24 protein-coding genes and 1 tRNA gene are annotated in these 22,588 nt (G+C 41.0%); 17 read left to right on the top strand and 8 right to left on the bottom strand.

Going from position 1 to position 22,588, the window contains the following annotated elements; translation table 11 throughout:
* Window positions 1–6: 6 nt before the first annotated feature.
* The 3 genes from prmA (at window position 7) to EZV76_RS06265 (ending at window position 1,950) form a co-directional block, all read left to right on the top strand.
* Complete coding sequence (prmA, locus tag EZV76_RS06255; RefSeq protein ID WP_136565743.1) at window positions 7–840, top strand: 50S ribosomal protein L11 methyltransferase; 834 nt, start codon at window positions 7–9, stop codon at window positions 838–840.
* A 20-nt stretch (window positions 841–860) separates the two neighbouring features.
* A complete protein-coding gene (locus EZV76_RS06260) occupies window positions 861–1,136 on the top strand; it encodes an ATP-dependent Clp protease adaptor ClpS (RefSeq protein ID WP_136565744.1) in 276 nt (91 codons plus the stop codon).
* Between the two features lie 211 nt (window positions 1,137–1,347).
* Complete coding sequence (locus tag EZV76_RS06265; protein ID WP_136565745.1) at window positions 1,348–1,950, top strand: hypothetical protein; 603 nt, start codon at window positions 1,348–1,350, stop codon at window positions 1,948–1,950.
* 43 nt (window positions 1,951–1,993) lie between these two features.
* Here EZV76_RS06265 and EZV76_RS06270 read toward each other — a convergent pair whose 3' ends face one another.
* The gene (locus EZV76_RS06270; RefSeq protein WP_136565746.1) at window positions 1,994–2,983 is read right to left on the bottom strand and encodes a helix-turn-helix domain-containing protein; all 990 of its coding nucleotides are present in this window, start codon (window positions 2,981–2,983) and stop codon (window positions 1,994–1,996) included.
* 172 nt (window positions 2,984–3,155) lie between these two features.
* Here EZV76_RS06270 and EZV76_RS06275 point away from each other — a divergent pair, with 172 nt between their 5' ends.
* Window positions 3,156–4,406 carry a hypothetical protein gene (locus EZV76_RS06275; protein ID WP_136565747.1) on the top strand — a complete coding sequence of 417 codons (1,251 nt, stop codon included), beginning with the start codon at window positions 3,156–3,158 and terminating at the stop codon, window positions 4,404–4,406.
* Window positions 4,407–4,794: 388 nt separating this feature from the next.
* Window positions 4,795–5,772, top strand: coding sequence for a glycosyltransferase (locus EZV76_RS06280; RefSeq protein ID WP_136565748.1), 978 nt, complete (start codon window positions 4,795–4,797; stop codon window positions 5,770–5,772).
* Window positions 5,773–5,948: 176 nt separating this feature from the next.
* Here EZV76_RS06280 and EZV76_RS06285 read toward each other — a convergent pair.
* Both EZV76_RS06285 and EZV76_RS06290 read right to left on the bottom strand, forming a co-directional pair.
* A tRNA-Arg gene (locus EZV76_RS06285) sits at window positions 5,949–6,022 on the bottom strand.
* Window positions 6,000–6,257 carry a GIY-YIG nuclease family protein gene (locus tag EZV76_RS06290; protein ID WP_136565965.1) on the bottom strand — a complete coding sequence of 86 codons (258 nt, stop codon included), beginning with the start codon at window positions 6,255–6,257 and terminating at the stop codon, window positions 6,000–6,002. The genes EZV76_RS06285 and EZV76_RS06290 overlap by 23 nt, the downstream gene beginning before the upstream one ends.
* A gap of 126 nt (window positions 6,258–6,383) precedes the next feature.
* On the opposite strand from EZV76_RS06290, the gene EZV76_RS06295 reads away from it, so the two are divergent.
* Entirely contained in the window at window positions 6,384–6,896 is a 513-nt protein-coding gene (locus EZV76_RS06295) for an adenine phosphoribosyltransferase (RefSeq protein ID WP_136565749.1), read from the top strand.
* Here EZV76_RS06295 and EZV76_RS06300 read toward each other — a convergent pair.
* Both EZV76_RS06300 and EZV76_RS06305 read right to left on the bottom strand, forming a co-directional pair.
* Window positions 6,893–7,036, bottom strand: coding sequence for an SsrA-binding protein (locus EZV76_RS06300; protein WP_136565750.1), 144 nt, complete (start codon window positions 7,034–7,036; stop codon window positions 6,893–6,895). The genes EZV76_RS06295 and EZV76_RS06300 overlap by 4 nt on opposite strands.
* A gap of 105 nt (window positions 7,037–7,141) precedes the next feature.
* Window positions 7,142–8,920: a DUF885 domain-containing protein gene (locus tag EZV76_RS06305; protein WP_439107622.1), complete on the bottom strand. Its 1,779-nt coding sequence runs from the start codon at window positions 8,918–8,920 to the stop codon at window positions 7,142–7,144.
* A gap of 625 nt (window positions 8,921–9,545) precedes the next feature.
* Here EZV76_RS06305 and EZV76_RS06310 point away from each other — a divergent pair.
* On the top strand, window positions 9,546–10,484 hold the full coding sequence (locus EZV76_RS06310) for a calcium/sodium antiporter (protein ID WP_136565751.1): 939 nt from the start codon (window positions 9,546–9,548) through the stop codon (window positions 10,482–10,484).
* A 67-nt stretch (window positions 10,485–10,551) separates the two neighbouring features.
* Here EZV76_RS06310 and EZV76_RS06315 read toward each other — a convergent pair whose 3' ends face one another.
* Complete coding sequence (locus EZV76_RS06315; protein ID WP_136565752.1) at window positions 10,552–11,562, bottom strand: glutamine synthetase beta-grasp domain-containing protein; 1,011 nt, start codon at window positions 11,560–11,562, stop codon at window positions 10,552–10,554.
* A 210-nt stretch (window positions 11,563–11,772) separates the two neighbouring features.
* On the opposite strand from EZV76_RS06315, the gene EZV76_RS06320 reads away from it, so the two are divergent.
* The 9 genes from EZV76_RS06320 (at window position 11,773) to pyrF (ending at window position 20,695) form a co-directional block, all read left to right on the top strand.
* Window positions 11,773–13,959 carry a glutamine synthetase III family protein gene (locus EZV76_RS06320; protein WP_136565753.1) on the top strand — a complete coding sequence of 729 codons (2,187 nt, stop codon included), beginning with the start codon at window positions 11,773–11,775 and terminating at the stop codon, window positions 13,957–13,959.
* A 66-nt stretch (window positions 13,960–14,025) separates the two neighbouring features.
* Window positions 14,026–15,204 (top strand): AIR synthase related protein, encoded by a 1,179-nt coding sequence (locus EZV76_RS06325; RefSeq protein ID WP_136565754.1) that lies wholly within the window; start codon window positions 14,026–14,028, stop codon window positions 15,202–15,204.
* A 47-nt stretch (window positions 15,205–15,251) separates the two neighbouring features.
* Complete coding sequence (locus tag EZV76_RS06330) at window positions 15,252–15,707, top strand: QcrA and Rieske domain-containing protein (protein WP_136565755.1); 456 nt, start codon at window positions 15,252–15,254, stop codon at window positions 15,705–15,707.
* A 25-nt stretch (window positions 15,708–15,732) separates the two neighbouring features.
* Window positions 15,733–16,170, top strand: coding sequence for a thioredoxin family protein (locus tag EZV76_RS06335; RefSeq protein ID WP_136565756.1), 438 nt, complete (start codon window positions 15,733–15,735; stop codon window positions 16,168–16,170).
* On the top strand, window positions 16,167–17,165 hold the full coding sequence (locus tag EZV76_RS06340; RefSeq protein ID WP_136565757.1) for an FAD:protein FMN transferase: 999 nt from the start codon (window positions 16,167–16,169) through the stop codon (window positions 17,163–17,165). The genes EZV76_RS06335 and EZV76_RS06340 overlap by 4 nt, the downstream gene beginning before the upstream one ends.
* Before the next feature lie 8 nt (window positions 17,166–17,173).
* On the top strand, window positions 17,174–17,383 hold the full coding sequence (locus EZV76_RS06345) for a DUF4266 domain-containing protein (RefSeq protein WP_136565758.1): 210 nt from the start codon (window positions 17,174–17,176) through the stop codon (window positions 17,381–17,383).
* A gap of 82 nt (window positions 17,384–17,465) precedes the next feature.
* Entirely contained in the window at window positions 17,466–18,692 is a 1,227-nt protein-coding gene (locus EZV76_RS06350; RefSeq protein ID WP_201741837.1) for a DUF3570 domain-containing protein, read from the top strand.
* A 65-nt stretch (window positions 18,693–18,757) separates the two neighbouring features.
* Entirely contained in the window at window positions 18,758–19,834 is a 1,077-nt protein-coding gene (gene prfA / locus EZV76_RS06355; protein WP_136565759.1) for a peptide chain release factor 1, read from the top strand.
* Window positions 19,835–19,864: 30 nt separating this feature from the next.
* Window positions 19,865–20,695, top strand: a complete 831-nt coding sequence (gene pyrF / locus EZV76_RS06360; RefSeq protein ID WP_136565760.1) for an orotidine-5'-phosphate decarboxylase — start codon at window positions 19,865–19,867, stop codon at window positions 20,693–20,695.
* Here the strand turns inward: pyrF and EZV76_RS06365 are convergent.
* Window positions 20,692–20,886 carry a hypothetical protein gene (locus EZV76_RS06365; RefSeq protein ID WP_136565761.1) on the bottom strand — a complete coding sequence of 65 codons (195 nt, stop codon included), beginning with the start codon at window positions 20,884–20,886 and terminating at the stop codon, window positions 20,692–20,694. The genes pyrF and EZV76_RS06365 overlap by 4 nt on opposite strands.
* 207 nt (window positions 20,887–21,093) lie before the next feature.
* Between EZV76_RS06365 and EZV76_RS06370 the strand changes: the two genes are divergently transcribed.
* The gene (locus tag EZV76_RS06370; protein ID WP_136565762.1) at window positions 21,094–21,600 is read left to right on the top strand and encodes a hypothetical protein; all 507 of its coding nucleotides are present in this window, start codon (window positions 21,094–21,096) and stop codon (window positions 21,598–21,600) included.
* Between the two features lie 223 nt (window positions 21,601–21,823).
* On the opposite strand, the gene EZV76_RS06375 is transcribed toward EZV76_RS06370, so the two are convergent.
* On the bottom strand, window positions 21,824–22,528 hold the full coding sequence (locus EZV76_RS06375) for a DUF4197 domain-containing protein (protein ID WP_136565763.1): 705 nt from the start codon (window positions 22,526–22,528) through the stop codon (window positions 21,824–21,826).
* Window positions 22,529–22,588 lie beyond the last annotated feature (60 nt).

Genomic DNA, 22,588 nt, shown 5'->3' on the forward strand with positions numbered 1-22,588 from the left:
TAAATTATGGGATTGGTATATCTCGAGTATGATTTTACGATAGAACCTGCCCAACCGGCAACGGATATTTTGATTGCCGAGCTGGGAGAGGTGGGGTTTGAAAGCTTCGTGGAGAACGAAACCGGACTTTTGGCCTATATCCTAAAATCGGATTGGCGGGAGGACATTTTGAACGGACTTTATATTTTGCAACAACCGGATTTTGAAATTTCATGGACCCAAAAAGAAATCCAACAACAAAACTGGAATGCCGAGTGGGAACGGAATTTCCATCCCATCATTGTTGGAAATAGGTGTATGGTGCGTGCCCCATTTCATCAAGCAGTTGATGTGGAATACGATATTGTAATTGAGCCGAAGATGAGTTTTGGGACAGGGCATCATGAGACCACCCATATGATGCTTCAGCATATTCTCGATATTGATGTCCAAAGGAAGTCGGTGTTGGACATGGGTTGCGGTACCGGAGTTCTGGCCATTTTGGCCAAAAAGAAGGGAGCAGGACCTGTAGATGCCATCGACATTGACGAATGGTGCTACCTGAACACCCAGGAAAACATAGAAAGGAATGATTGCGAGAGTATTGCAGCTTTTCAAGGAGATAGTAGCTTGTTGAAAGGGAAAAAATACGATGTGATCTTGGCCAACATCAACCGAAATATTCTACTGGAGGATATTCCCGTATATGCCGAGTGTCTTAATTCTGGGGGAATACTTTTGTTAAGTGGCTTTTATTTGGAGGATTTGAATGCAATTTCCTCAAAATGTGGTGAATATGGATTGAAATTTGAAAAAAATCTTGAAAAAAATAATTGGATTTCGGCAAAATATGTAAATTAGAAAGACATAACTCCGCAATTATGGGCACTAAGGAAAAAGAATCGGAAGACCTTCTACTGGAAGAGGAGATTGTAAATCAGAGCGAGATTGTTCTTTTTAATGATGATGTGAATACTTTTGATCATGTCATTGAAACCTTGATCAATGTTTGCGATCATACTCCTGAACAAGCGGAACAATGTTCTTTAATCGTGCATTACAATGGTAAATGCACCGTAAAGACAGGAGAGTATTCTTTTCTAAAGCCAAAGTGTTCCCAACTGCTACAGGCCGGGTTAAGCGCAGAAATTGTTTAGGCTTGCTGTCCCTTTTTAGTTAAATCACATAGATTGCATATTTTCTTTTGAAGGGAATAAAATCCTCTTATTACATTCAAGTTTTTCAGAACAAAAGATTCAACCAAAAATCACAAATTCTTTACTTAAGCCTAGACCACAAAACTAATAGACTGCTGTACCTTTACCCATGAAACCAATATATCAAATCGCTAATCACTGTATCTGAGAAATGGGTGAATTTTTTAAGGCCGAATTAAAAGACCGTTTTTTGGAATATGCCTTGGAGCGTAGTGATTATTTTGAGATTCAGACGTTGTATGATGAATTTTTAAGACCCAACTACAACCTACAATTTGTGGAACGGTTGGTAAGGGAAATTCAGGAGTATGACGCCAATTTATTGGATATAATGAGCGGTAACGGTCTGGAAATATTTATGTTGGCCTCTACACCCAGTACCCAAGATTTTTTGGATGAGGGAGGATTCATGGATATGTATGTACGGGAAGAGGAAAAGTGGGACGTCTTTTTGGATCAACTCTCCAGCAATCGTAAATTGAGCAAGGACGAAAAGCAGTTGCTAAAAAAGAACTCGCCCGGACTTAAAAAGGAAAAAGCAATGCTTTTTGGGCTCATTTCTGCAGTTGCCATTAGTTTTTTGTTTACCCTGTTCAGTATTTTGAAGGAAAGCCTGTTTGAACCTCAATATGTTCCAGCCGATGATTTTGAAAGGGAAATGGAACGGATACGCTTGGAATATCTCGAAGAAAACCAACGATTGCAACTAGAGTTGAAAGAGGCACACAGAAACTTGGATTCCTTGAAAAAATAGCTACAAATCCATAGGATTTTTTTGCTGGTCCCATGTAATCGGTTTATTTAGAAAGCGACGCTTTTTGATAGGCCCTCGGTGTCATATTGGTTTCCTTTTTAAAAGCACTATAAAAAGCAGAAGATGTGTTGAAGCCTACATCATAGGCTAAATTTTCAATTTTTTCATGGGCAAAATCAACATGGGATAGTTTTGAGGTAATCTCCCGAATTCTAAAACTATTGATGACGTCCTTGAAATTTTTTCCGTAAATGGATTTTATCCCATTGGATACCAGATATACAGGAGCATCTATCTTTTCAGAGAACTGGGCAATGGAAATTCCTTGTTGTACAAATATCCGTTCCACCTCTAGGGCATGGATTATTTTATCCTTCAACATATTCGGAATCGTCACTTGCTTATTTTTACTTCGGAACATAGGAGTTTTCAACGCTGTAAAAAACAGGATATAGATGATCAAAGAGGCCAATATGATACCCCAGATGTAAAATATCCTACTGGAGATATATAGTTGAAGGGAAAATAAGAGCCACAGACCAAGAATTCCATAAAACAATACGTTGTGCCATTTTGAAGCTATGCCCTCTGAACGCTTGGAAAATATATATTGATAGCCCACTACAATGAGATATCCCATTAAAAAATGTCCTGCCCACACATAGAGATCATAGGAGGGGACAAGCTCATTGATTGCAAGAATAAATGCTCCAAAAGGTATGATGAAGTGTAAAGCGTGGGACCATTGAAACTCTTTTTTTTCTGATAGTGAGTATTTAAAATATAGGAAAAGCAAAGGGCCCATAAGAACCGAACCCAGCAGTCCGAATGAGATGCCCATCATGGAAGACCCGTGAAAAACATAGGAGAACAATGACTTGGACAGTCTCATGACAAGGGCCAAAAACAAAAATCCCACGGTCATGTCTCCCCATTTATTTTCCTTGCGGACCAAAATAAAGTAAAGGGCCATCATTAGCCCACTGGAAATGGCAGCCCCGGAAAAAATGGTCAATGCTATAGAAGGTTCCATGTATTTCGGTTTGGGGTCAAGTTAACCTGTATGGCCTCCATTATATGTTAAAATTCATATAAATGGATATCCGCTTTTTTATAAACAGGAGAAAAAACCATCAAACTAGTTTCATATTTGGGCCATTAATCTGCCTAAAATCATTTGGCAATCTCTTTGAAATCCATACATCATGAAATCAACAAAAACAATGGTTTTGGTATTCGTGGCATTAGTATCCAATTTGGGTCATGCGCAACAGATAAAAGATGTCCATAGAAGTGAATATTATGCATTGTTGCCTTTTTGGGAATCGCCCTATCAACCTGTAAAAGGGGCCTATCCCATAACTGAAGAAGAGGCATTGGGCAGAATAAATCTGAAAGTGGATTACAACGCAAACAACCAGATTATTGCTACACATGTTCGCATTGGAGAGGAATATAAGGAGTTTGAAGGTCGCTTTGGGAATTTGAACATCAACGCTCCCCTTACAAAAATAGCGTATGTGCAAAATAAGGAGGTGCATAGTTTTTTTGACCGATTTGGAAACCAGATTTCAATTATGGGGAATGTCTATAACAAGACGTATGAAAAGGATGCTTTGGGGAGAAACATTGCTTTGGTTTTTGTTGATGCCAAGGGTGAGCCAACATCGGATTGGTTTGGTGTGATCCGTTACCAATGGATTCATCAGCCAGATGGAAGCCTTGTGGAAGAGCGGTTGGATAGCACTGGGAAAATAGTTCCTTTGCGGGGTGATTTTCAATTTTTGAGAACCCGTATGACCTTCAATGAGCAAGGGTATTTTGGAACCCTCGAAAATATTGATTCCAATGGAAACTTGGTCAGCACGGATAATGGGGCAGCTGTTTTTAAATACTATTATGACATTCATGGAAGATTTGATCGATGGGAGGTTTTTGATGTGCATTGGAATCCCGCCATTGGACCTTCCCATACTGCCGGAGAGCAGAACAGTTGGAACAAGTATGACCTAGAGGATATTGTATTCTTCGATAAGCACAAGAATCCTGCAACCCATTGGTCCGGTGCGGAACGTTGGCACTTTGAAACGGATGCATTTGGCAACAAAACAATGCTGGAATTTCAGGATGGTGAAGGAAATCCTAAAAATGCAAATAGCGGATATGCCAAATATGTTACGGAATGGACAGAGGATGGGAGGCATCTAATTTCTGAAACGTATTTGGATAAAGAAGGCGCCAATACAATCCATAAAGTCTCCGGAGTGCATCGTGTAGAGTATGTAAGAAATTCTTTGGGGCTAATCATGGAAAAGCAATATCTAGGTACCGATAAAAAATTGGTAAATAGAAAAGATAATGGGGTTGCTTTTGAAAAAATGAACTATGATGCCAATCATGTTTTGATTACAACCGAATTATTTGATGCCGATGGAGATCGTGTTCAAAACCCTTGACGCCAAGTTACATTTTCCCAACTTGAAAAAATGAAGTTCTGTAGCTAATTTCAAGCCTTTTGGTAAGACTTAATTGTAGATAAGGAGAACTTTGTTAGAATCACTTTAAATAGGTCCTCCCCTTCGCCTTGCATGCGTTTAATTCCGTACTTTGGAAAAGTTTTTGGCTGATAAGCTATTGGCATGCGGTAACGAAATTTTGAAATGAAGTAGGAGTGCATGAAAAGCAAACGCGCTCCAAAATAAGCCATTGGATACTATTTTTAATCCCATATCAAGAACACAATAAAGTTGATAATCACCATTCCTTATACATTCGAATTATTCTCTTCCTCACGGTTTTCGCTCTATCCCGCCTTTGCTTCTTCAGTATTAAGAGTCAATATGTATGAAACACAAAATAAGCGTCATAGTACCTGTCTACAATGTAGAGAGATACCTTAGGCGATGTTTGGACAGCATTCTTGGGCAACCGTATAGCAACCTAGAGGTTATTTTGATCAATGATGGGTCTACTGACGGTTCTCCGGAAATATGTGATGACTATTCATCTAAAGATGCTAGAATAAAAGTTCTGCATCAAAAAAATCAAGGGGTCTCTGTAGCTAGGAACAGGGGACTTGAAAAGTCGACGGGGGATTATATTTCATTTGTTGATGCGGATGACTGGATACATAAAGACATGTATCAACTACTGATGAATTATGTAGATGGTCAAAGCAATAAGATCTTCATTTTTGAAGCACTGGTCTCAAACCGCAAAAAAGAATTTCCCGAAACCTTTTCGTCATTAAAAGTTGAGACATGGGAAAAGGGGAAAATCCTTGAAGATTATTTGAAAAAGGGGTTTTACCTCTGGCGAAATCTATATCCGAAGGAACTGGCGAAAAAGATAAAGTTTAAGGAAGGTATACACATAACATCCGATGTCATCTTTGGTATTGATTTATTGGAACACGTCGAGTCTGCCTGTTATATAAATGCGCCCTTGTATATGTATTTTGTCGATAATAATGAATCCATTACAAGAAACAGTTATGACGCAAGAAAGTATATAGTTTTTGATGTGAACCTTTATTTGAAGAATAGAACACAAAATCTCTTTCCCAATGACAATGCATTAAACGAATTGGTTAGGAAAAGATTGATGGAAAATATTAAATACCATCTTCATAATACTCGAAAAGGTAAACGGACAGAACCTAAAAGTCAGGATACAATCAAGTTTAGAAGGCGGCTCAAAAAAGAGTTCGATAAAAATTATAAAAACGCAATTGATTTTTCATTTGAAGGGCTGACGATAAGATACATGCCTCTCTTCATTTCAGATATTATCTTCAACCTAAAGCATAAGTTGTTACAATAGAAAAGGGTTGATGCCAGTACATTGATTAATCCCTTTGCATGTCTTCCTGAAAATGTAAACCGGCAACCCAACGACACAACGATTTTGTCATTACCAGTATTTACAACGGTCTGCAACTTACGGTATTTCAATAAATAACAAAACCCTGCATTTTCATACAGGGTTTGTATTTTAAGTGACCGCGGCAGGATTCAAACCTGCAACCTTCTGAGCCGTAATCAGATGCGCTATTCAGTTGCGCCACGCGGCCTAATATGTAATTTTCTCCATCTTCTTCCAGCAGCCGATTTCAAGTATTTTTCTCTTTTCCGAGCCTCTGCTAAAGTTTCGAAACTTTCTTTGCGAATCAGCTTCCAAGGAACAAATGGTTTGGTCGATGTGGTTTTTCCTGTGTTGTGTTCCTTCAATCGTCTAGCGATATCCTTGGTGAAACCAACATAATATCGCTCAAATTTAGAACTGTACAGCACATAAACAAAGAACATCAAAATGTCATTTTCGCGCCCCGTCCGAACGTTCCCTTCGGAACGGGTGGGCACGCGGCCTTTTAATAGGGCTGCAAATATATTTCTTTTTACCTTTACTGCAAAACCTCATCTGTCAAAAAAATTATGGATTTTGCTTCCTACATTCGTGATATCGAAGACTTTCCGAAACCTGGTGTGAATTTCAAGGACATAACACCACTTTTAAACAATCCTGAAGCACTGAATAAAGCTTGTGATGTTCTTTGCGGTTTTGCAAGTCATATGCATGTTGATAAAGTGGTTGGGGTTGATAGTAGGGGGTTTATATTTGCGCCATTAATTGCCTCACGCATAGGAGCCGGGTTTGTGCCAGTGAGAAAGTCTGGAAAACTTCCCTATACTACCATTTCGGAATCCTATGAGCTGGAATATGGTTCGGAAACTTTGGAAATTCATACAGACGCCATAAGAAAAGGCGAAAAAGTGTTGGTGCATGATGATGTACTGGCCACAGGAGGAACGGCCAGCGCCGTCTGCAAGCTGGTTGAAAAACTTGGTGGGGAAGTGGTACAATGCAATTTCTTAATAGAGCTTACCTTCTTAAATGGAGCCAAAAAACTAAACGGTTACCAAATAGAGGCTCTTCTGCAATATTAATTCAAAGCGTTTTTGGTAACATAGTACCGCCAGCCTATAATGGCCAATTGTAATTTGGAAGCCTTGGAAAGGTCCAATCCCTTTTTGGTATAGGATGGAAGTATTGCCTTATTGATTTTTGCCAAAATTTTGAAAAGCATGGTGTTAGGTGTTGGTTAAAGCAAATATAACCAAGATATTGGGTTGCCCCTTGTAGAGGGATAAAAAGAAAAAAGGCCAACTAAGTTGGCCTTTTCATGAAATTCTTATTTGTTGGAAGTAATCCAACGGTCAATTTTATCCTCCAATAAAGCCAAGGGAACACAACCGGTCTCCAAAACTTGGTTGTGGAATTGCCCAATATTGAAGGTGTCCCCTAGAGCATCTTCGGCCTTTTTGCGAAGCTCCCTAATTTTCAATTGCCCTATTTTATAGGACAAAGCTTGACCTGGGTTGGCCATGTATCGTTCAATTTCCGAAATGATACTGGCCTCGGATTCAGCTTCATTGTCCAAGGAATATTGAATGGCCTCCTCACGGGTCCACCCTTTTGAATGTAGGCCCGTGTCTACCACAAGACGCACAGCTCGGTGCATTTCAGCTCCCAACATTCCAAAATATTGGTAGGGGTCGGTGTACAGTCCCAATTCTTTACCCAAAGACTCTGTATAAAGGGCCCATCCCTCGCCATATCCACTATACCAAAGTGTCTTTCTGAAATGGGGAAGCTCCTCATTCTCTTGAGTCAATGAAATTTGGTAATGATGACCTGGAATGGCTTCATGAAGGAAAAGGGACTCATCCGAATAGGTATTGTATTTACTGGCATCGGGGATGGGAACATAAAAAATACCAGGTCGGGTACCGTCCAAGGACCCTTGGTTGTACTCGGCACTTGCCGAATTCTCACGAAATGCCTCGGTGCGTCTTACTTCAAAAGGGGTTTTTGGTTTTTGGTCAAAAAGTTTTTCAATCTGTGGCTTCATGCGCTCATGAATGGCATTGAAGTTGTCAATTACCTGCTGGGGTTCAGTAAATGGCATAAGGTCCTTATGGTTTCGGACATAGTCGAAGAATGCTTTTAAATCCCCTTCAAAACCAACCTGGGCCTTTACTTTTTCCATTTCGGAACGTATACGGGCCACCTCGCTCAATCCCAATTCGTGGATTTCGGCTGCAGTCATGTTGGTGGTAGTGTATTTTTTAATTTGATGGGCATAATAGGCATCTCCATTGGGTTCACCTTGTATGCCGCTTGTTTCTCTACCGGCAGCTAAGTAGTCGGTACTCATAAAATTGTATAAGCTTTCGTAGGCTGGAATGATCTTGTTTGTGATCATGTCTTCATACGAAGCAGTTAGCGATGCCTTTTGTTCATCAGTAAAATCTGTTGGCATGTTCTTTATGGGTTGATAAAAAAGATGCTGATCAATATTTTTGATTGTTTGGGATTGAAGTTGGGGAAGTACCTTTACAATCAATGACTTTGGAAGCACATGACCCTTTTCCATACCTTCCTTCATCTTGGCTTCCGTACTGGATAGCCATTCCAAATAGTCATCTACTCGTTTCATCCAATTTTCGTAATCTTGGACCGTTTTGAAAGGCTGGGCGCTGGCTCCACTTGCCAACTGCCCCACAAATAAATTAAGGGACCACATTTGGTCAATAGGGGTAAGATCGGCGTTGAAATTAAATTCTTCCAGATTAATGTTGCACTCCCATAAGAGAATGGCCTTGCTCATTTGCTCACTTTCAGTAAGATTTTCATCCGGGAATTGAGACAGCATTTCTTTATACCCTTCATAATAGGATTTTGATTGTTCCTTGTAGGCATCAGAAAGCGGATTGGCAAATGAATCATCATATCTGTGGTCACCAGCCAAGGTGGCGGCCAATGGATTCAATTTGAGTCCATCCTCATAATAATTGTCCAATACTTTGGAGAACTCATCACTTTGGGAAGGGGCTTCCTCTTTTTTTGCTTCTTGTTTACAGGATGTCATGGCTAAAAATGCCATGGCTAGAATTGTTACTTTTTTCACTTTTTTTAAGTTGATTTGTTACAGGTGTAAAATAATCAAATCAGTAGAACATAAATGCTAAACTTTTAATAAAAGGGAAATTGTAAGTCAAAAAGATATATTTCATCATATGAAAATTGATTCAATGATGAGGATGAGGAGCATCACAAAAAGTTTCACAATAGTTATCATCGGTAGATGGATTTTGGGTTAAAAAATGGTTGTTTTCTGATTTTGTTTTTTCAATTTAAAATGATAGAAATCATGTCTCCAAGTTTTTGACCAAGAATCTATACAATTGCATACAGGATTGTAGTCTTTTAAATGAGATGGCCCTTCAATATTTTTAATGTGCCTTGGAACTAGTTACATATTTAAATACAAAAACCTTGAAGGAATTATAAAATGTAATAATTGTAGGGCTGTTTTTAAGTCTTTTTTGAAAACCAAGGGGAGTATGGTTTAAAAATGGGGCTTTTTTGGTCATTTCATTAATGGGGCCGATAGGATTTAATAAATTCTTTCGCCATTTTTCATAACAAAATTGCGCTTGGTTTAGATAGATTTTTGCTCAAGTTGGCAACACTTTTCTTGAAGCTCAACCATTAATAAATCTTCATATATATTTGCCACAAATTCGTACTCTTTGGAAAACATACTTTTTATTGTTCTGGGTCTTGTATTGTTAATTGCAGGAGGAAACTGGTTATTAAAATCCGCAGTGGCACTTTCCCTCAGATTGGCTATACCCAAAATTGTAATTGGGATGACGGTGGTTTCATTTGCCACATCGGCTCCGGAACTAATTGTAAGCATTAAAGCAGCTTTGGATGGATTTCCAGATTTGGCCTTGGGCAATGTGGTAGGTTCCAATATTGCAAACCTGGGCTTGGTATTGGCCGTTACCGTACTTATGGGAAGTATAGATGTCCGAAAGAATTTTTATACCACCGATTGGCCTGTAATGATGGTGGCTTCGTTACTTTTTTGTGGATTTATTTATTTTGATGGGGTACTGCAACAGTATGAAGGCATTATTCTGGTTGCTATGCTGTTCTTGTTCTTGGTTTATCTTCTTCGTTTTCAAAAAACGGCCGTTGTGGATGAAATGCCGGAAGATGACATACCTCTTCCTATGTACAAGACTACATTGTTTTTAGGTTTGGGTGGTACCGCACTTTGGGGTGGCTCAGAATTTTTGATTGATGGGGCAGTAGGAATGGCATCTTCTTTTGGGGTGAGCGACAGGGTTATTGGGATAACGGTGGTTTCTGTAGGTACCAGCATCCCAGAACTGGCGGCTTCTGTAATTGCAGTGTTGAAAAAGGAAAAAGCTATTTCGTTGGGGAATTTGATAGGGTCCAATATTTTTAACCTTTTGGCGGTTTTGGGGATTACTTCGATAATCACCCCAATAACTGTTGTGGACCAAGGCCTGCTCTCAAGTGATATTTTTTGGATGTTGGGTATATCCTTTCTGATACTTCCCTTGGTATTTTTTCCTAGAGGCTTACGACTTGGATGGCGGGACGGTCTAGTGCTTCTTGCCTTTTATGCGTCTTTTGTATACATCACCATAAATTAAAAAACCGCCCCATGGGGCGGTTTTTATATAGTCAACAATTAATCTATGCATTATGGGGCATGCTACATTATACCTTGGCTGATTTTACCGTGGTGATAATTCTGGCAGCTACTCTATATGGATCCGCATTGGAAGCAGGTCTTCTATCTTCCAACCATCCTTTCCATCCCTTTTCAACGGTTAGGATTGGAATACGAATGGAGGCTCCTCTATCTGAAACTCCGTAGCTGAAATCGTGGATGGAAGCTGTTTCGTGCTTTCCAGTCAATCGTTGGTCGTTGAACTCACCGTAAACGGCAATGTGCTCAGAAGCAACTGGTCTAAAGGCTTCACATATTTTTTCATACACTTCTTTGGAACCACAGGTTCTTAGTGTGCTGTTAGAGAAGTTGGCGTGCATACCGGAACCGTTCCAATCTCCTTTAATGGGTTTTGGGTGGTATTCAATATAGTAATCATACTCTTCGGTCAATCTGTCCAATAAATAACGGGCTATCCAAATTTGGTCTCCGGCATTTTTGGCGCCTTTGGCAAAAATCTGGAATTCCCACTGGCCACAGGCTACTTCTTGGTTGATACCTTCAAAGTTTAGGCCAGCTTCTATACAAAGATCCGCATGTCTTTCAACAATTTCCCTGCCATGAGTGTTTTTTCCACCAACAGAGCAATAGTAAAGACCTTGCGGTCCAGGGTAACCTCCAACAGGGAAGCCTAGAGGAAGTTGGGTGTGGGTATCCATAATAAAATATTCTTGTTCGAAACCGAACCAGAAATCATCGTTCTCATCATCAATGGTGTTCCTTGAGTTAGAAACGTGAGGTGTACCATCAGAGTTCAATACCTCAGCCATTACCAAATAACCATTCTTTCGAGCTGGGTCAGGGTAAATGGCCACAGGCTTCAATAAACAGTCAGATGAACCACCTTCTGCTTGCTGGGTAGAACTCCCATCAAAAGACCAAATGGGGCAATCTTCCAATTTCCCGCTAAAATCGTCCTCAATTTTAGTTTTGCTTCTCATGTTGGCCGTTGGCTCATAACCATCCAACCAGATGTACTCTAATTTAGATTTGCTCATAATCGTGCTAGTTATTTGTTCTCAAATTTATGATTGACAAAAATATATTTTTCATCCGAGAATATATCTTTTGCAGGGTTAAAATGACAAAATCAACGATAAAATTTTTGTTGCCCCTGTTTTTGAGGGGGTAATATGAAAAAAAAGTATTTTTCGTCCGTAAAATTATTAAATTGTTAATTGTAGCTTTGCATATTAAATCGCTTACCGATGCCAAAAATGAGATTCAATGCTCTGACAGAGAGCAGAAAAAGGGAACACATTACCATTGATGAAGCTGGGAAACGTTCCGAACTGTTCGGAAAGAATGTGTTCAACGAGGATAAGATGCTCCAATTTTTGACCAAGGAGGCTTTTGACAATGTAAAGTCGGCCATCTTTCAAGGGAATAAAATTGATAGAAAAATAGCTGACCAAGTGGCCGAAGGGATGAAAGCTTGGGCGTTGTCCATGGGAGCTACGCATTACACACATTGGTTTCAACCCTTGACGGGTGCTACGGCAGAGAAACACGATGCTTTCTTTGATATTTTGCCTGATGGAAGAGCCATGGAAAAGTTTGGTGGTGCCCAATTGGTACAGCAAGAACCTGATGCGTCCAGCTTTCCCAGTGGAGGAATCCGAAACACTTTTGAGGCTCGTGGATATACGGCGTGGGACCCAACATCGCCGGCATTTATTTATAAAACAACCCTCTGTATTCCAACCATTTTTGTGGCGTATACGGGAGAGGCCCTAGATAATAAGGCGCCGCTCTTGAGGGCGTTGCATGCCATTGACCAAGCGGCAACGGATGTTGCACAGTATTTTGACAAAAACGTACGCAAGGTCTATGCTACCCTAGGTTGGGAGCAGGAGTACTTTTTAATGGACAAAGCGCTGGTTCAATCCCGATTGGACTTGGTAATGGCGGGTCGTACCCTTGTGGGCAATCTCGCGGCTAAAGGACAACAATTGGATGACCATTATTTTGGAGTGATACCGCCAAGGGTGCTAAGTTTTATGAGTGACTTGGAAAAACAATGCACTAAATTGGGTATTCCAGTAAAGACACGTCATAACGAAGTGGCACCAAACCAGTTCGAGCTGGCTCCTGTATTTGAGGAAGCCAATCTTTCTGTTGATCATAATTTATTGCTGATGGATGTCATGGAAGAGATTGCGGACAGACATGATTTTAGGGTGCTTTTTCATGAGAAGCCATTTGAAGGTATCAACGGTTCTGGAAAACATAACAACTGGTCATTGGCAACAGATACAGGGGTGAATCTGCTAAGCCCGGGTACCACACCGATGAAAAACCTTCAGTTTTTAACATTTTTCGTGAACACCATCAAGGCGGTGGACTCGTATGAAGAATTGTTGCGTGCCTCCATTGCATCGGCCAGTAATGATCACAGATTGGGGGCCAACGAAGCACCGCCTTCCATACTTTCCATTTTCATTGGCAAACAGCTGAGCGATGTGTTGGACGAATTGGAAGGGGTTTCCAAAGGAAAACTGTCGCCAGAGGAAAAAACAGAACTCAAGCTAAATGTGGTAGGGAAGATTCCAGAGATACTTTTGGACAATACGGACCGTAATCGTACTTCCCCCTTTGCTTTTACAGGGAATAAATTTGAGATGAGAGGTGTAGGTTCCAAGACCAATTGCGCCAAACCCATGACCATACTCAATACCATTGTGGCTAAACAGCTCACCGAATTTAAAAAGGAGGTGGATGCGCTTATCGATAAAAAGAACCTTAAAAAGGATGAGGCAGTTTTCAATGTTTTAAGGGAATACATAAAAACCTCCAAGCGTATTCGTTTTGAAGGTGACGGGTATGGAATAGAATGGCAGGAAGAGGCCAGAAGGAGAAAATTGAGCAATAACAAGAACACTCCGCAGGCATTGCAAGTAATTACTTCCAAGGAAAGCATTTCCCTGTTCAAGGATATGGGAGTTATGAGCGAGGTGGAACTCAAAGCCCACCAAGAGGTGGAATTGGGAGCCTATATATTTCATATTCAAATAGAAGGGCGGGTGTTGGGTGAAATGGTCTACAACCATATCATACCGGCTGCCATTAGGTATCAGAACGTTTTGTTGGAAAACGTTTCCGGATTAAAAGAAGTCTATGGTGCTGCCCATAAGAAGGTGGCGGAGACTCAGCTGAATATTTTGGAGCAGATTGGTGAGCACATCATGGAAATCAAAAAATTGACAGACGAAATGACCGATGCCAGAAAACGGGCCAACGGACTTTCCACCGCACATAAAAAAGCACAAGCATATTGTGACAATGTGAAACCTTATTTTGATGTTATTCGTGCACAGTCCGATAAACTTGAAAAACTTATTGCGGACGATTTATGGCCATTTACCAAGTACAGGGAACTATTGTTTGGAAAATAGGAAAGAAGGAAAACAGACCTAGCGATTAATTCGTGGCTTTCCGTTATTTTTGCCCAAAGCTTAAAAATGTCATCTGAAACCAGTAAAAGATATGCGCAGCGAGGAGTTTCGGCCTCTAAGGAAGATGTGCACAATGCCATTAAGAACATTGACAAAGGCCTTTTTCCACAGGCGTTCTGCAAAATAGTCCCTGATTATTTAACAGGAAGTGAAAAACACTGCTTGGTAATGCATGCCGATGGTGCCGGGACCAAATCTTCCCTGGCTTATATGTATTGGAAGGAAACCGGTGATATTTCGGTTTGGAAAGGGATTGCCCAAGATGCCTTGATCATGAATGTGGACGACCTTATCTGCGTAGGGGCCACAGATAACATTATGTTGTCTTCCACCATAGGAAGAAACAAAAACCTGATTCCCGGAGAAGTCATTTCGGCTATAATCAATGGAACAGAAGAGCTTATTTCTGATTTGGACAAGCATGGAATCTCCATCCGTTCCACAGGTGGTGAAACAGCGGATGTTGGCGATTTGGTCCGAACCATTATTGTCGATTCCACAGTAACCGCCCGGATGGAACGTTCCAAAGTCATAGATAATGCCAATATTGAGGCGGGAGATGTTATTGTAGGGCTAGCCTCTTTTGGGAAAGCCACTTATGAAAATGAATATAATGGCGGAATGGGAAGCAACGGGCTTACCTCGGCCCGCCATGATGTTTTTGGAAAATATTTGGCCCAAAAATATCCGGAGAGCTATGATGCGTCTGTTCCAGATGACTTGGTGTACTCTGGACAGGTGAAATTAACGGACACGGTGCCCAATTCTCCATTGGATGCTGGAAAATTGGTACTTTCTCCCACAAGAACCTATGCGCCAATCATCAAAAAAGTTTTGGAAAAATATACTGCCGAGCAAGTTCACGGTATGGTGCATTGCAGCGGTGGGGCACAGACGAAGATTCTCCACTTTGTGGATAACCTTCATATCATTAAGGACAATATGTTTGCCGTACCTCCGCTTTTCAAACTGATCCAGGAGCAGTCCGGGACCGATTGGAAGGAAATGTACCAAGTGTTCAATTGTGGGCACCGGATGGAGTTGTATGTAAATCCTAAAGTAGCTGAGGATATTATTTCCATTGCAAAACAATTTGATGTAGATGCTCAGGTCATTGGTAGGGTTGAGGCATCGGAAGACAAGAGACTTACCATTCAAAGCACGTACGGAAAGTTTGAATATTAGGCATACGAATCAGCTTAATTTCACGTTCTTTTTATAAACCTCATGCTATGGAAAGGAAGGAATTTCTAAGAAGTTTAGGGGCAGGTGCTGCATTTGCCTTAACTTTTCCCTGTTTACAAGGGTGTTCAAAAGATGGAGAACTGGAAACCTTTCCAGTATCCGAAGGTGTGGACTTTACCATAGATTTGACTTCCGCGGAAGCGGCACCGTTGGCAAACAATGGCGGTTACATTTCGGTGAAATCATCGGCCAACCTAACCTATTTGGATATTGTCGTGGCCAGAAACCTTCAAGGGGAATTAATAGCGGCCAGTAAGATTTGTAGTCACCAAGGAACCGAAGAAATACGATTTATTTCTGAAGACGGTGGTGTTTTTCATTGCAGCACACATCAATCCCGATTTGCACAAGACGGGACTTCCTTGAACTTGAGTACAACCAGCAACCCCCTTAAAATATTCAATACCGAACTCGACGGCTCCATACTTCGGGTTTTTGAGTAAGTAGTTTTATTATAAGTCCCAAATCATGAAACAGTTCCTCATAATTATATTCCTACTTGTTTTTGGAAGCCTGCAGGCCCAAGAATGGCAAAGTAGTTTTGATAAGGCTGTTGGTTTGGCAAATAAAGAAAACAAACCTATCATTTTAGTGTTTTCGGGTTCCGATTGGTGTGCTCCTTGCATACGACTGGAAAAGAATATTTGGCAGTCCGAAGAATTTAAGTTGTATGCCAGCGAACATTATGTACTCTATAAAGCGGATTTCCCAAGGAAGAAAAAAAATGAACTCCCTTTGGAATTGTCGGAAACCAACGCAGCTCTTGCTCAAAAGTTTAACCCTAAGGGCCACTTTCCGTTAGTTGTTGTTTTGAATAAAGACCAGTCAGTCTTGGGTAAAACCGGGTTCAATGTCAAAGCATCGCCCAAAAAATACATATCCATATTGAACGGCTTTATCCCATGAGAAAATTGTGTGTCCTTTTGTTCAGTTTTTCTTGTCTGCTGTCCATTGGGCAGTTGGAGCGAAGGGATATTACGGTTAAAAAGACCATGAAATTGATGGGTACCCGGTTCGAGATTACCGTGGTGGCCCCAAACGAGGAAATAGGCTATTTGGATATTGATGAGGCTGTTTCGGAAATTGAACGGATCGAGAAAATAATATCTTCTTGGGACCCCAATTCCGAAACTTCAAAAATTAATCAGAATGCGGGAATAAAACCCGTTAAAGTAAGTCCGGAACTCTATGGGCTTATTGAGCGATCCATAAAAATTTCGGAGATAACGGATGGGGCATTTGATATTTCCTATGCTTCCATGGATAATATTTGGAAGTTTGACGGTAGTATGGACAGTATCCCATCAGAAAAGGCAATTCAAAGTTCCATAACCAAGATTGGGTATCAAAAAATACTATTGAATCCCGATGAGCGGTCGGTTTTTTTAAAGGATCCTGGAATGCGCATCAGTTTTGGTGCCATTGGGAAAGGGTATGCTGCAGATCGGGCCAAGGAGCTTTTGTCCTCCAAAGGGGTGAAAGGAGGGATTATAAATGCTTCCGGCGACCTTACCACTTGGGGAACCAAGGTGACTGGGGAGAAATGGTTGGTGGGTATTGCCAATCCGTTGAGCAAGGACAAGGTGTTCAGTTGGATGCCCATTATAGAGTCTTCGGTGGCCACTTCGGGCAATTATGAAAAGTTTATCATGTTCAAAGGAAAAAAATATTCCCATATCATTGACCCAAGAACCGGATATCCCACAACAGGAATCAACAGTGTGTCCATTTTTGCCAAACAGGCCGAACTTTGTGATGCTTTGGCAACAGCTGTCTTTATCATGGGAAAGGATAGCGGAATCCACATGATCAATCAAATAGATGGAGTTGAGGCCGTTGTGGTGGATTCCAATAACAAAATACACAAGAGTTCTGGAATCATTTTCGATACGAATCCCTAAATTTAACTATGGCTAAGCTTGCTTTTTTCTTTTTGTTGTTGATTTGTTCCAGCTCCTGTGTAGTAGTTCGGGAATACGATAAGGTATACTTGAGCGATGCCGAAATGCAATTGAGCGCACGGCCTTGCGAACGTTTTGAAACGAATTTCCATATCTATCGGGAAGCTTCTTCGGGAGCCAACGGAGGAAAAACAGGCGGCGGTTGTGGATGCAATTAAAGTGACGATGACCAAAATCTGCGGTGGTTTACCCAAAAGTTTGCCCACTTTCTTTTTGCTATTGTTGGGTATCTCCACGGTAATGGCACAACAAGACAATACTACTTACAAAAGGCGGGTGTTGGAGACCAGTGAGGTTGATTTGCTGTTTAGTTATTATAATCAGGATGGTAATAATGCCGCGGTAACAGGAGGAGAAGGTACCGAAGAACTCACCGATGCCACCTCGAGCATTGTACTACGCATGCCCTTGAACGAAGATGATGTGTTAACGGTAGATGTTGGGTTGTCTGCCTATACGTCTGCTTCATCCAGTAATGTGAATCCACTGGATGGCGGGGTCAATGTTACCCCTTTTGATGCATCAACAGGGGAATCGCGTAAAGATGTATTGGCCTATATCAACCCTAGTTACCAGCATACTTCGGAAGACCGGAACACTATTTGGAGTGCCAATGCGTATTTTTCATCGGAATACGACTATTTCTCAATTGGTTTTGGAGGGAGCTATACCCGATTGTTCAATGAAAAGAACACAGAGTTGAGTCTGGGCGGAAATGTTTTTTTGGATAAGTGGAATGCTATTTACCCCATTGAGCTACGACCAGGGTTTTTTGATGATAGGGTAGAGGGGAATGGTTCCTATGCTCCCACTTTTACTGAATTTGATAAGGAAAGTCGGAACTCCTACTCGCTTTCTTTGAGTTTTTCCCAAATTTTAGGGAAAAAGTTACAGGGAGCCCTTTTTATGGATGTGGTTTCCCAGAGCGGTTTGTTGAGTACACCTTTTCAAAGAGTTTATTTTGGGAATGCTTCCGATTTTTTTATTGATGATTTCCAATTGGCGGATGATGTGGAACAGTTGCCGGACAGCAGATTGAAGCTTCCGTTTGGAGGGAGGCTCAATTATTATGTGAACGATTTTTTGGTGCTCCGGTCCTACTATCGCTTTTACTGGGATGATTGGGGTATTACTTCGCATACGGCCAATCTGGAACTTCCCTTTAAGTTATCGGATAAGTTTACGCTCTATCCTGCGTATCGCTATTACACCCAAACGGCGGCGGATTATTTCTATTCAAAGGAAGCCGCCCTCTCCACCTTTGAATTTTATACTTCGGACTACGATTTGTCCAAATATGATGCCCATCAGTATGGAGCGGGAATCCAATACAAAGACATCTTTGCCAATACCAAGGTGTTCAGTTTCGGATTGAAGACTATAGACCTGCGCTTTAGTCAGTATGATCGAAGCGATGGTCTCAATGCATTCATTGTTACTTTGGGGACCACTTTTGTAGGGAACTGATACACTTCTTGGAAATACAATCCAACCAAAAATCGTAAATTCGCAATCTTAACGAGGATGGATCTATGCTAGACAAGCTCAACATTGTAAAACAGCGTTTTGATGAGGTTTCGGACTTGATCATTCAGCCTGATGTCATTGCCGATCAGAAGCGGTACATTAAGCTGAACAAGGAATACAAGGACCTGAAAGTACTCGCGGATAAACGTGAAGAGTATATCAACCTTACCAACAATATTGAAGAGGCTGAGGAAATCATCGCAGATGGAAATGATGCCGAAATGGTGGAAATGGCCAAGATGCAGTTGGAGGAGGCCAAAGGGGCTTTGCCCAAGTTGGAAGAAGAGATAAAGTTCTTGCTCATCCCAAAAGATCCGGAAGATGCCAAAGATGTGGTCATGGAGATCAGGGCAGGCACTGGAGGCGATGAGGCCAGCATCTTTGCGGGAGACCTGTACCGGATGTATGCCAAATATTGCGAATCCAAAGGGTGGCGTACCAATATTATCGATTTAAGTGAAGGAACCAGTGGGGGATATAAGGAAATCCATTTTGAGGTTTCCGGGGAAGATGTGTATGGTACCTTAAAGTTTGAGGCAGGGGTACATCGGGTACAACGCGTACCACAGACCGAAACCCAAGGTAGGGTGCATACCAGTGCGGCTACGGTGATGGTGATTCCCGAAGCCGAGGATTTTGATGTGCAGATAGACCCAAAAGATGTCCGGATTGATTATTTCTGTTCTTCAGGTCCAGGTGGACAGTCGGTAAACACTACCTATTCCGCAGTTAGGTTGACGCACATCCCCACAGGGTTGGTGGCGCAGTGTCAGGATGAGAAGTCCCAGCACAAGAATAAAGATAAGGCCTTTAAGGTGCTTCGATCTAGATTGTATGACATGGAGTTGGCCAAAAAACAAGCCGAGGATGCCGCTAAAAGAAATTCCCAGGTAAGTAGTGGTGACCGTTCGGCAAAGATCAGAACATACAATTATCCCCAAGGCAGGGTAACAGACCATAGAATTGGCCTTACCCTTTACGATTTGCAGAATATCATCAATGGAGATATCCAAAGAATAATTGATGAGTTGATGCTAGTGGAAAACACCGAGAAATTAAAAGAAGCTTCGGAAATTTTTTAACGGTTAGAAGCAAGGCGAGAATACCTGTCCATGAAAATAGAGCACTTAATTTCACAGATCCATCAAAAGAAATCCTTTCTATGCGTTGGATTGGATACAGATCTAGATAAGATTCCCCAACACCTGCTCAAAGAGGAGGATCCCATTTTCGCATTCAATAAGGCCATCATAGATGCTACCCATACATACTGTGTGGCCTATAAGCCCAACATTGCATTCTATGAAGCGTATGGTCTCCAAGGTTGGAAATCCTTGGAAAGGACCATGGGCTATTTAAATGAGATGCATCCTGAAGTTTTTACCATTGCCGATGCCAAGCGGGGAGATATTGGAAATACATCCACAAGATATGCCAAGGCCTTTTTTGAAACCTTGAATTTTGATTCGATTACCATTGCACCATATATGGGCCGTGATTCCGTGGAGCCATTTTTGGATTTCGAGAATAAGCACGTCATATTGTTGGCATTGACATCCAATCAAGGGGCTTTTGATTTTCAGACCAAGAAAATTGGAGATAAAGAACTTTATAAAGAAGTTTTGGAGATATCTAAAACGTATAAAAATTCAGAAAGGTTGATGTATGTAGTGGGGGCTACAAAAGCCACTTATCTAGAGGGAATTCGGAAAATAGTACCGGAAAGTTTTTTGTTGGTGCCAGGAGTAGGGGCACAAGGAGGAAGCTTACAGGAAGTCTGCCAATACGGAATGACCCAAGAGGTTGGGCTATTGGTCAACTCTTCCCGAGGAATACTGTATGCTTCCCAAGGGTTGGATTTTGCAGATGTTGCTGCAAACAAAGCTAAAGCCATTCAAATGGAAATGGCCATTGAATTGGAAAAACTGCTTCAAAAGTCTTAGCTCAAAGCTTCCAATATCTTTTTGATGCCTTGGGCCTTTCTTCTGAAAAATTCACCCAAATGAGTATCCATGGATGATACATTGGCTGCTTTTTCAAGAAAGTTGTTGTATCTGAACTCCAAAATGGAGATTGCCTGATTTCCGCTAGTGATCGGGGTCACAGTTCCGACTCTACAATACTGATTGTTCATATTACAAGATTTGTTATAACAAAGATACGTCCAAAACGGCTCAGTGGATTATACGATGTGGCGGTATACGTCTATAAATCAGGTACTTTATCTAAAATTTAACATTGCGGGATGTTTTGTTCACACCCCTTTACATTTTTTAAGGAATTAATTAACGTACCTTTAGGAGAGCCACTTGAACATTTTTGGAATACAAAAGACTGCCTTATGCGGAGATTGGTGCTGTCCTTTATCTTGTTGTCCACTTTTTATCTAAATGCCCAAAAAACTGCTGGGTGTAATTGCTGTTCAAATGATCAAAAAGCTTTTGATTTTTGGGTGGGCGAATGGACGGTTACTAATTTCGCCGATGGTACTCCTGCAGGTAAGAGTAGTATTAACAGGGAAGAAAATGGATGTGTGATTCGTGAGAATTGGGTCAGTGCCAACCCGGGATATACTGGTACCAGCATCAACTTTTTCAACATAGCCGATCAGCAATGGGAACAGTTATGGGTGGACAATACCGGTACGCACCTAAAATTAAAAGGAAACAAGGTCGGCAATCAAATGATTCTTACTTCAGAAGAGTTTATGAAAGATGATGGTAAAATGTATAGAAACCGAATCATCTGGACCAAAAATATGGATGGTACCGTGCGGCAACTTTGGGAGGTTTTACAAGGGGACGATCTTGTATCCACGGCATTCGATGGACTTTACAGAAAGAATTAGCATGGTCGCTTAGGGGTATAAAAAAACCGGTGCATGCACCGGTTTTAAAACTAACTAACTCAAAAAAATGCTAACTCAGATAATTATAATTCTTTGCAAAATTCCCGCTTAACCGTGGGATAAAGGTTAAATTAACTTTAGGAATTTGTTATAAATGTCTCATTTTATTGAAATTATAACGACAATAAATTTCTATTATTGTGTAATTCGAAAAAAATTATGATTAATCTTGCAAAGCAAATACCTTTTTTAACAAATCGGTGGTCCTAGAGGAAATTTTTGTCCGAATTTCCTTCTCTTCCACGGCAATCATGGTATATACTCCAGACAAGGCTTGGGTGGTAGTGTAGTCGGTTAAATCTGGGTTTACGTTGTTGGTAAGCGGCAAATTGTTGTACTTGGTAATGATGTTGCTCCAGATTTGGTCAGCCCCCACTTTTTGAAAAGAATTTTTGATGATAGGATTAAACTTTTCGTACAATTTTGTTTTGGTTGAACCTTCCAAGTACTGTGTGGCGGCATTGTCGCTTCCCAATAGAATCTGTCTGGCATCATTAAAGGTGATTCCCTTAACGGCCTCCACAAAAATAGGAGTGGCTTCACCCACGGCATCCTCTGCCGCACGGTTGATGATTCTTAAACCTTCATCGGCCAGATTGCCAAGACCCACATCGCGAAGGGTTTTGTCTACCTTCTGAAGCTCTTGGGGTAAAAGGATTTTTACCAGTTCATTCTTAAAAAAGCCATTCTCAAGGGCCAACTTGTCCACTTGTTTTTCAATACCCATGTTTAGGGCTTCCCTAAGACCTTGGGCAATTTCTGCGTTTCCAATTCCTGTGGTTCCTTGGGGCAATTGGTTTACTACTTGTTGCAGTTCGGTGCATCCCACAAACTGAAATAGGAGAATGCATAGCAGTGTTCGTTTCATGGTATTTTTTTTATAGTTATGGAGTGAAAATATAGAATATTAGCCCTTAACAAGGTTTGT

Origin of the sequence: Flagellimonas alvinocaridis (assembly GCF_004916895.1) — a bacterium.
GTDB lineage: Bacteria > Bacteroidota > Bacteroidia > Flavobacteriales > Flavobacteriaceae > Flagellimonas > Flagellimonas alvinocaridis.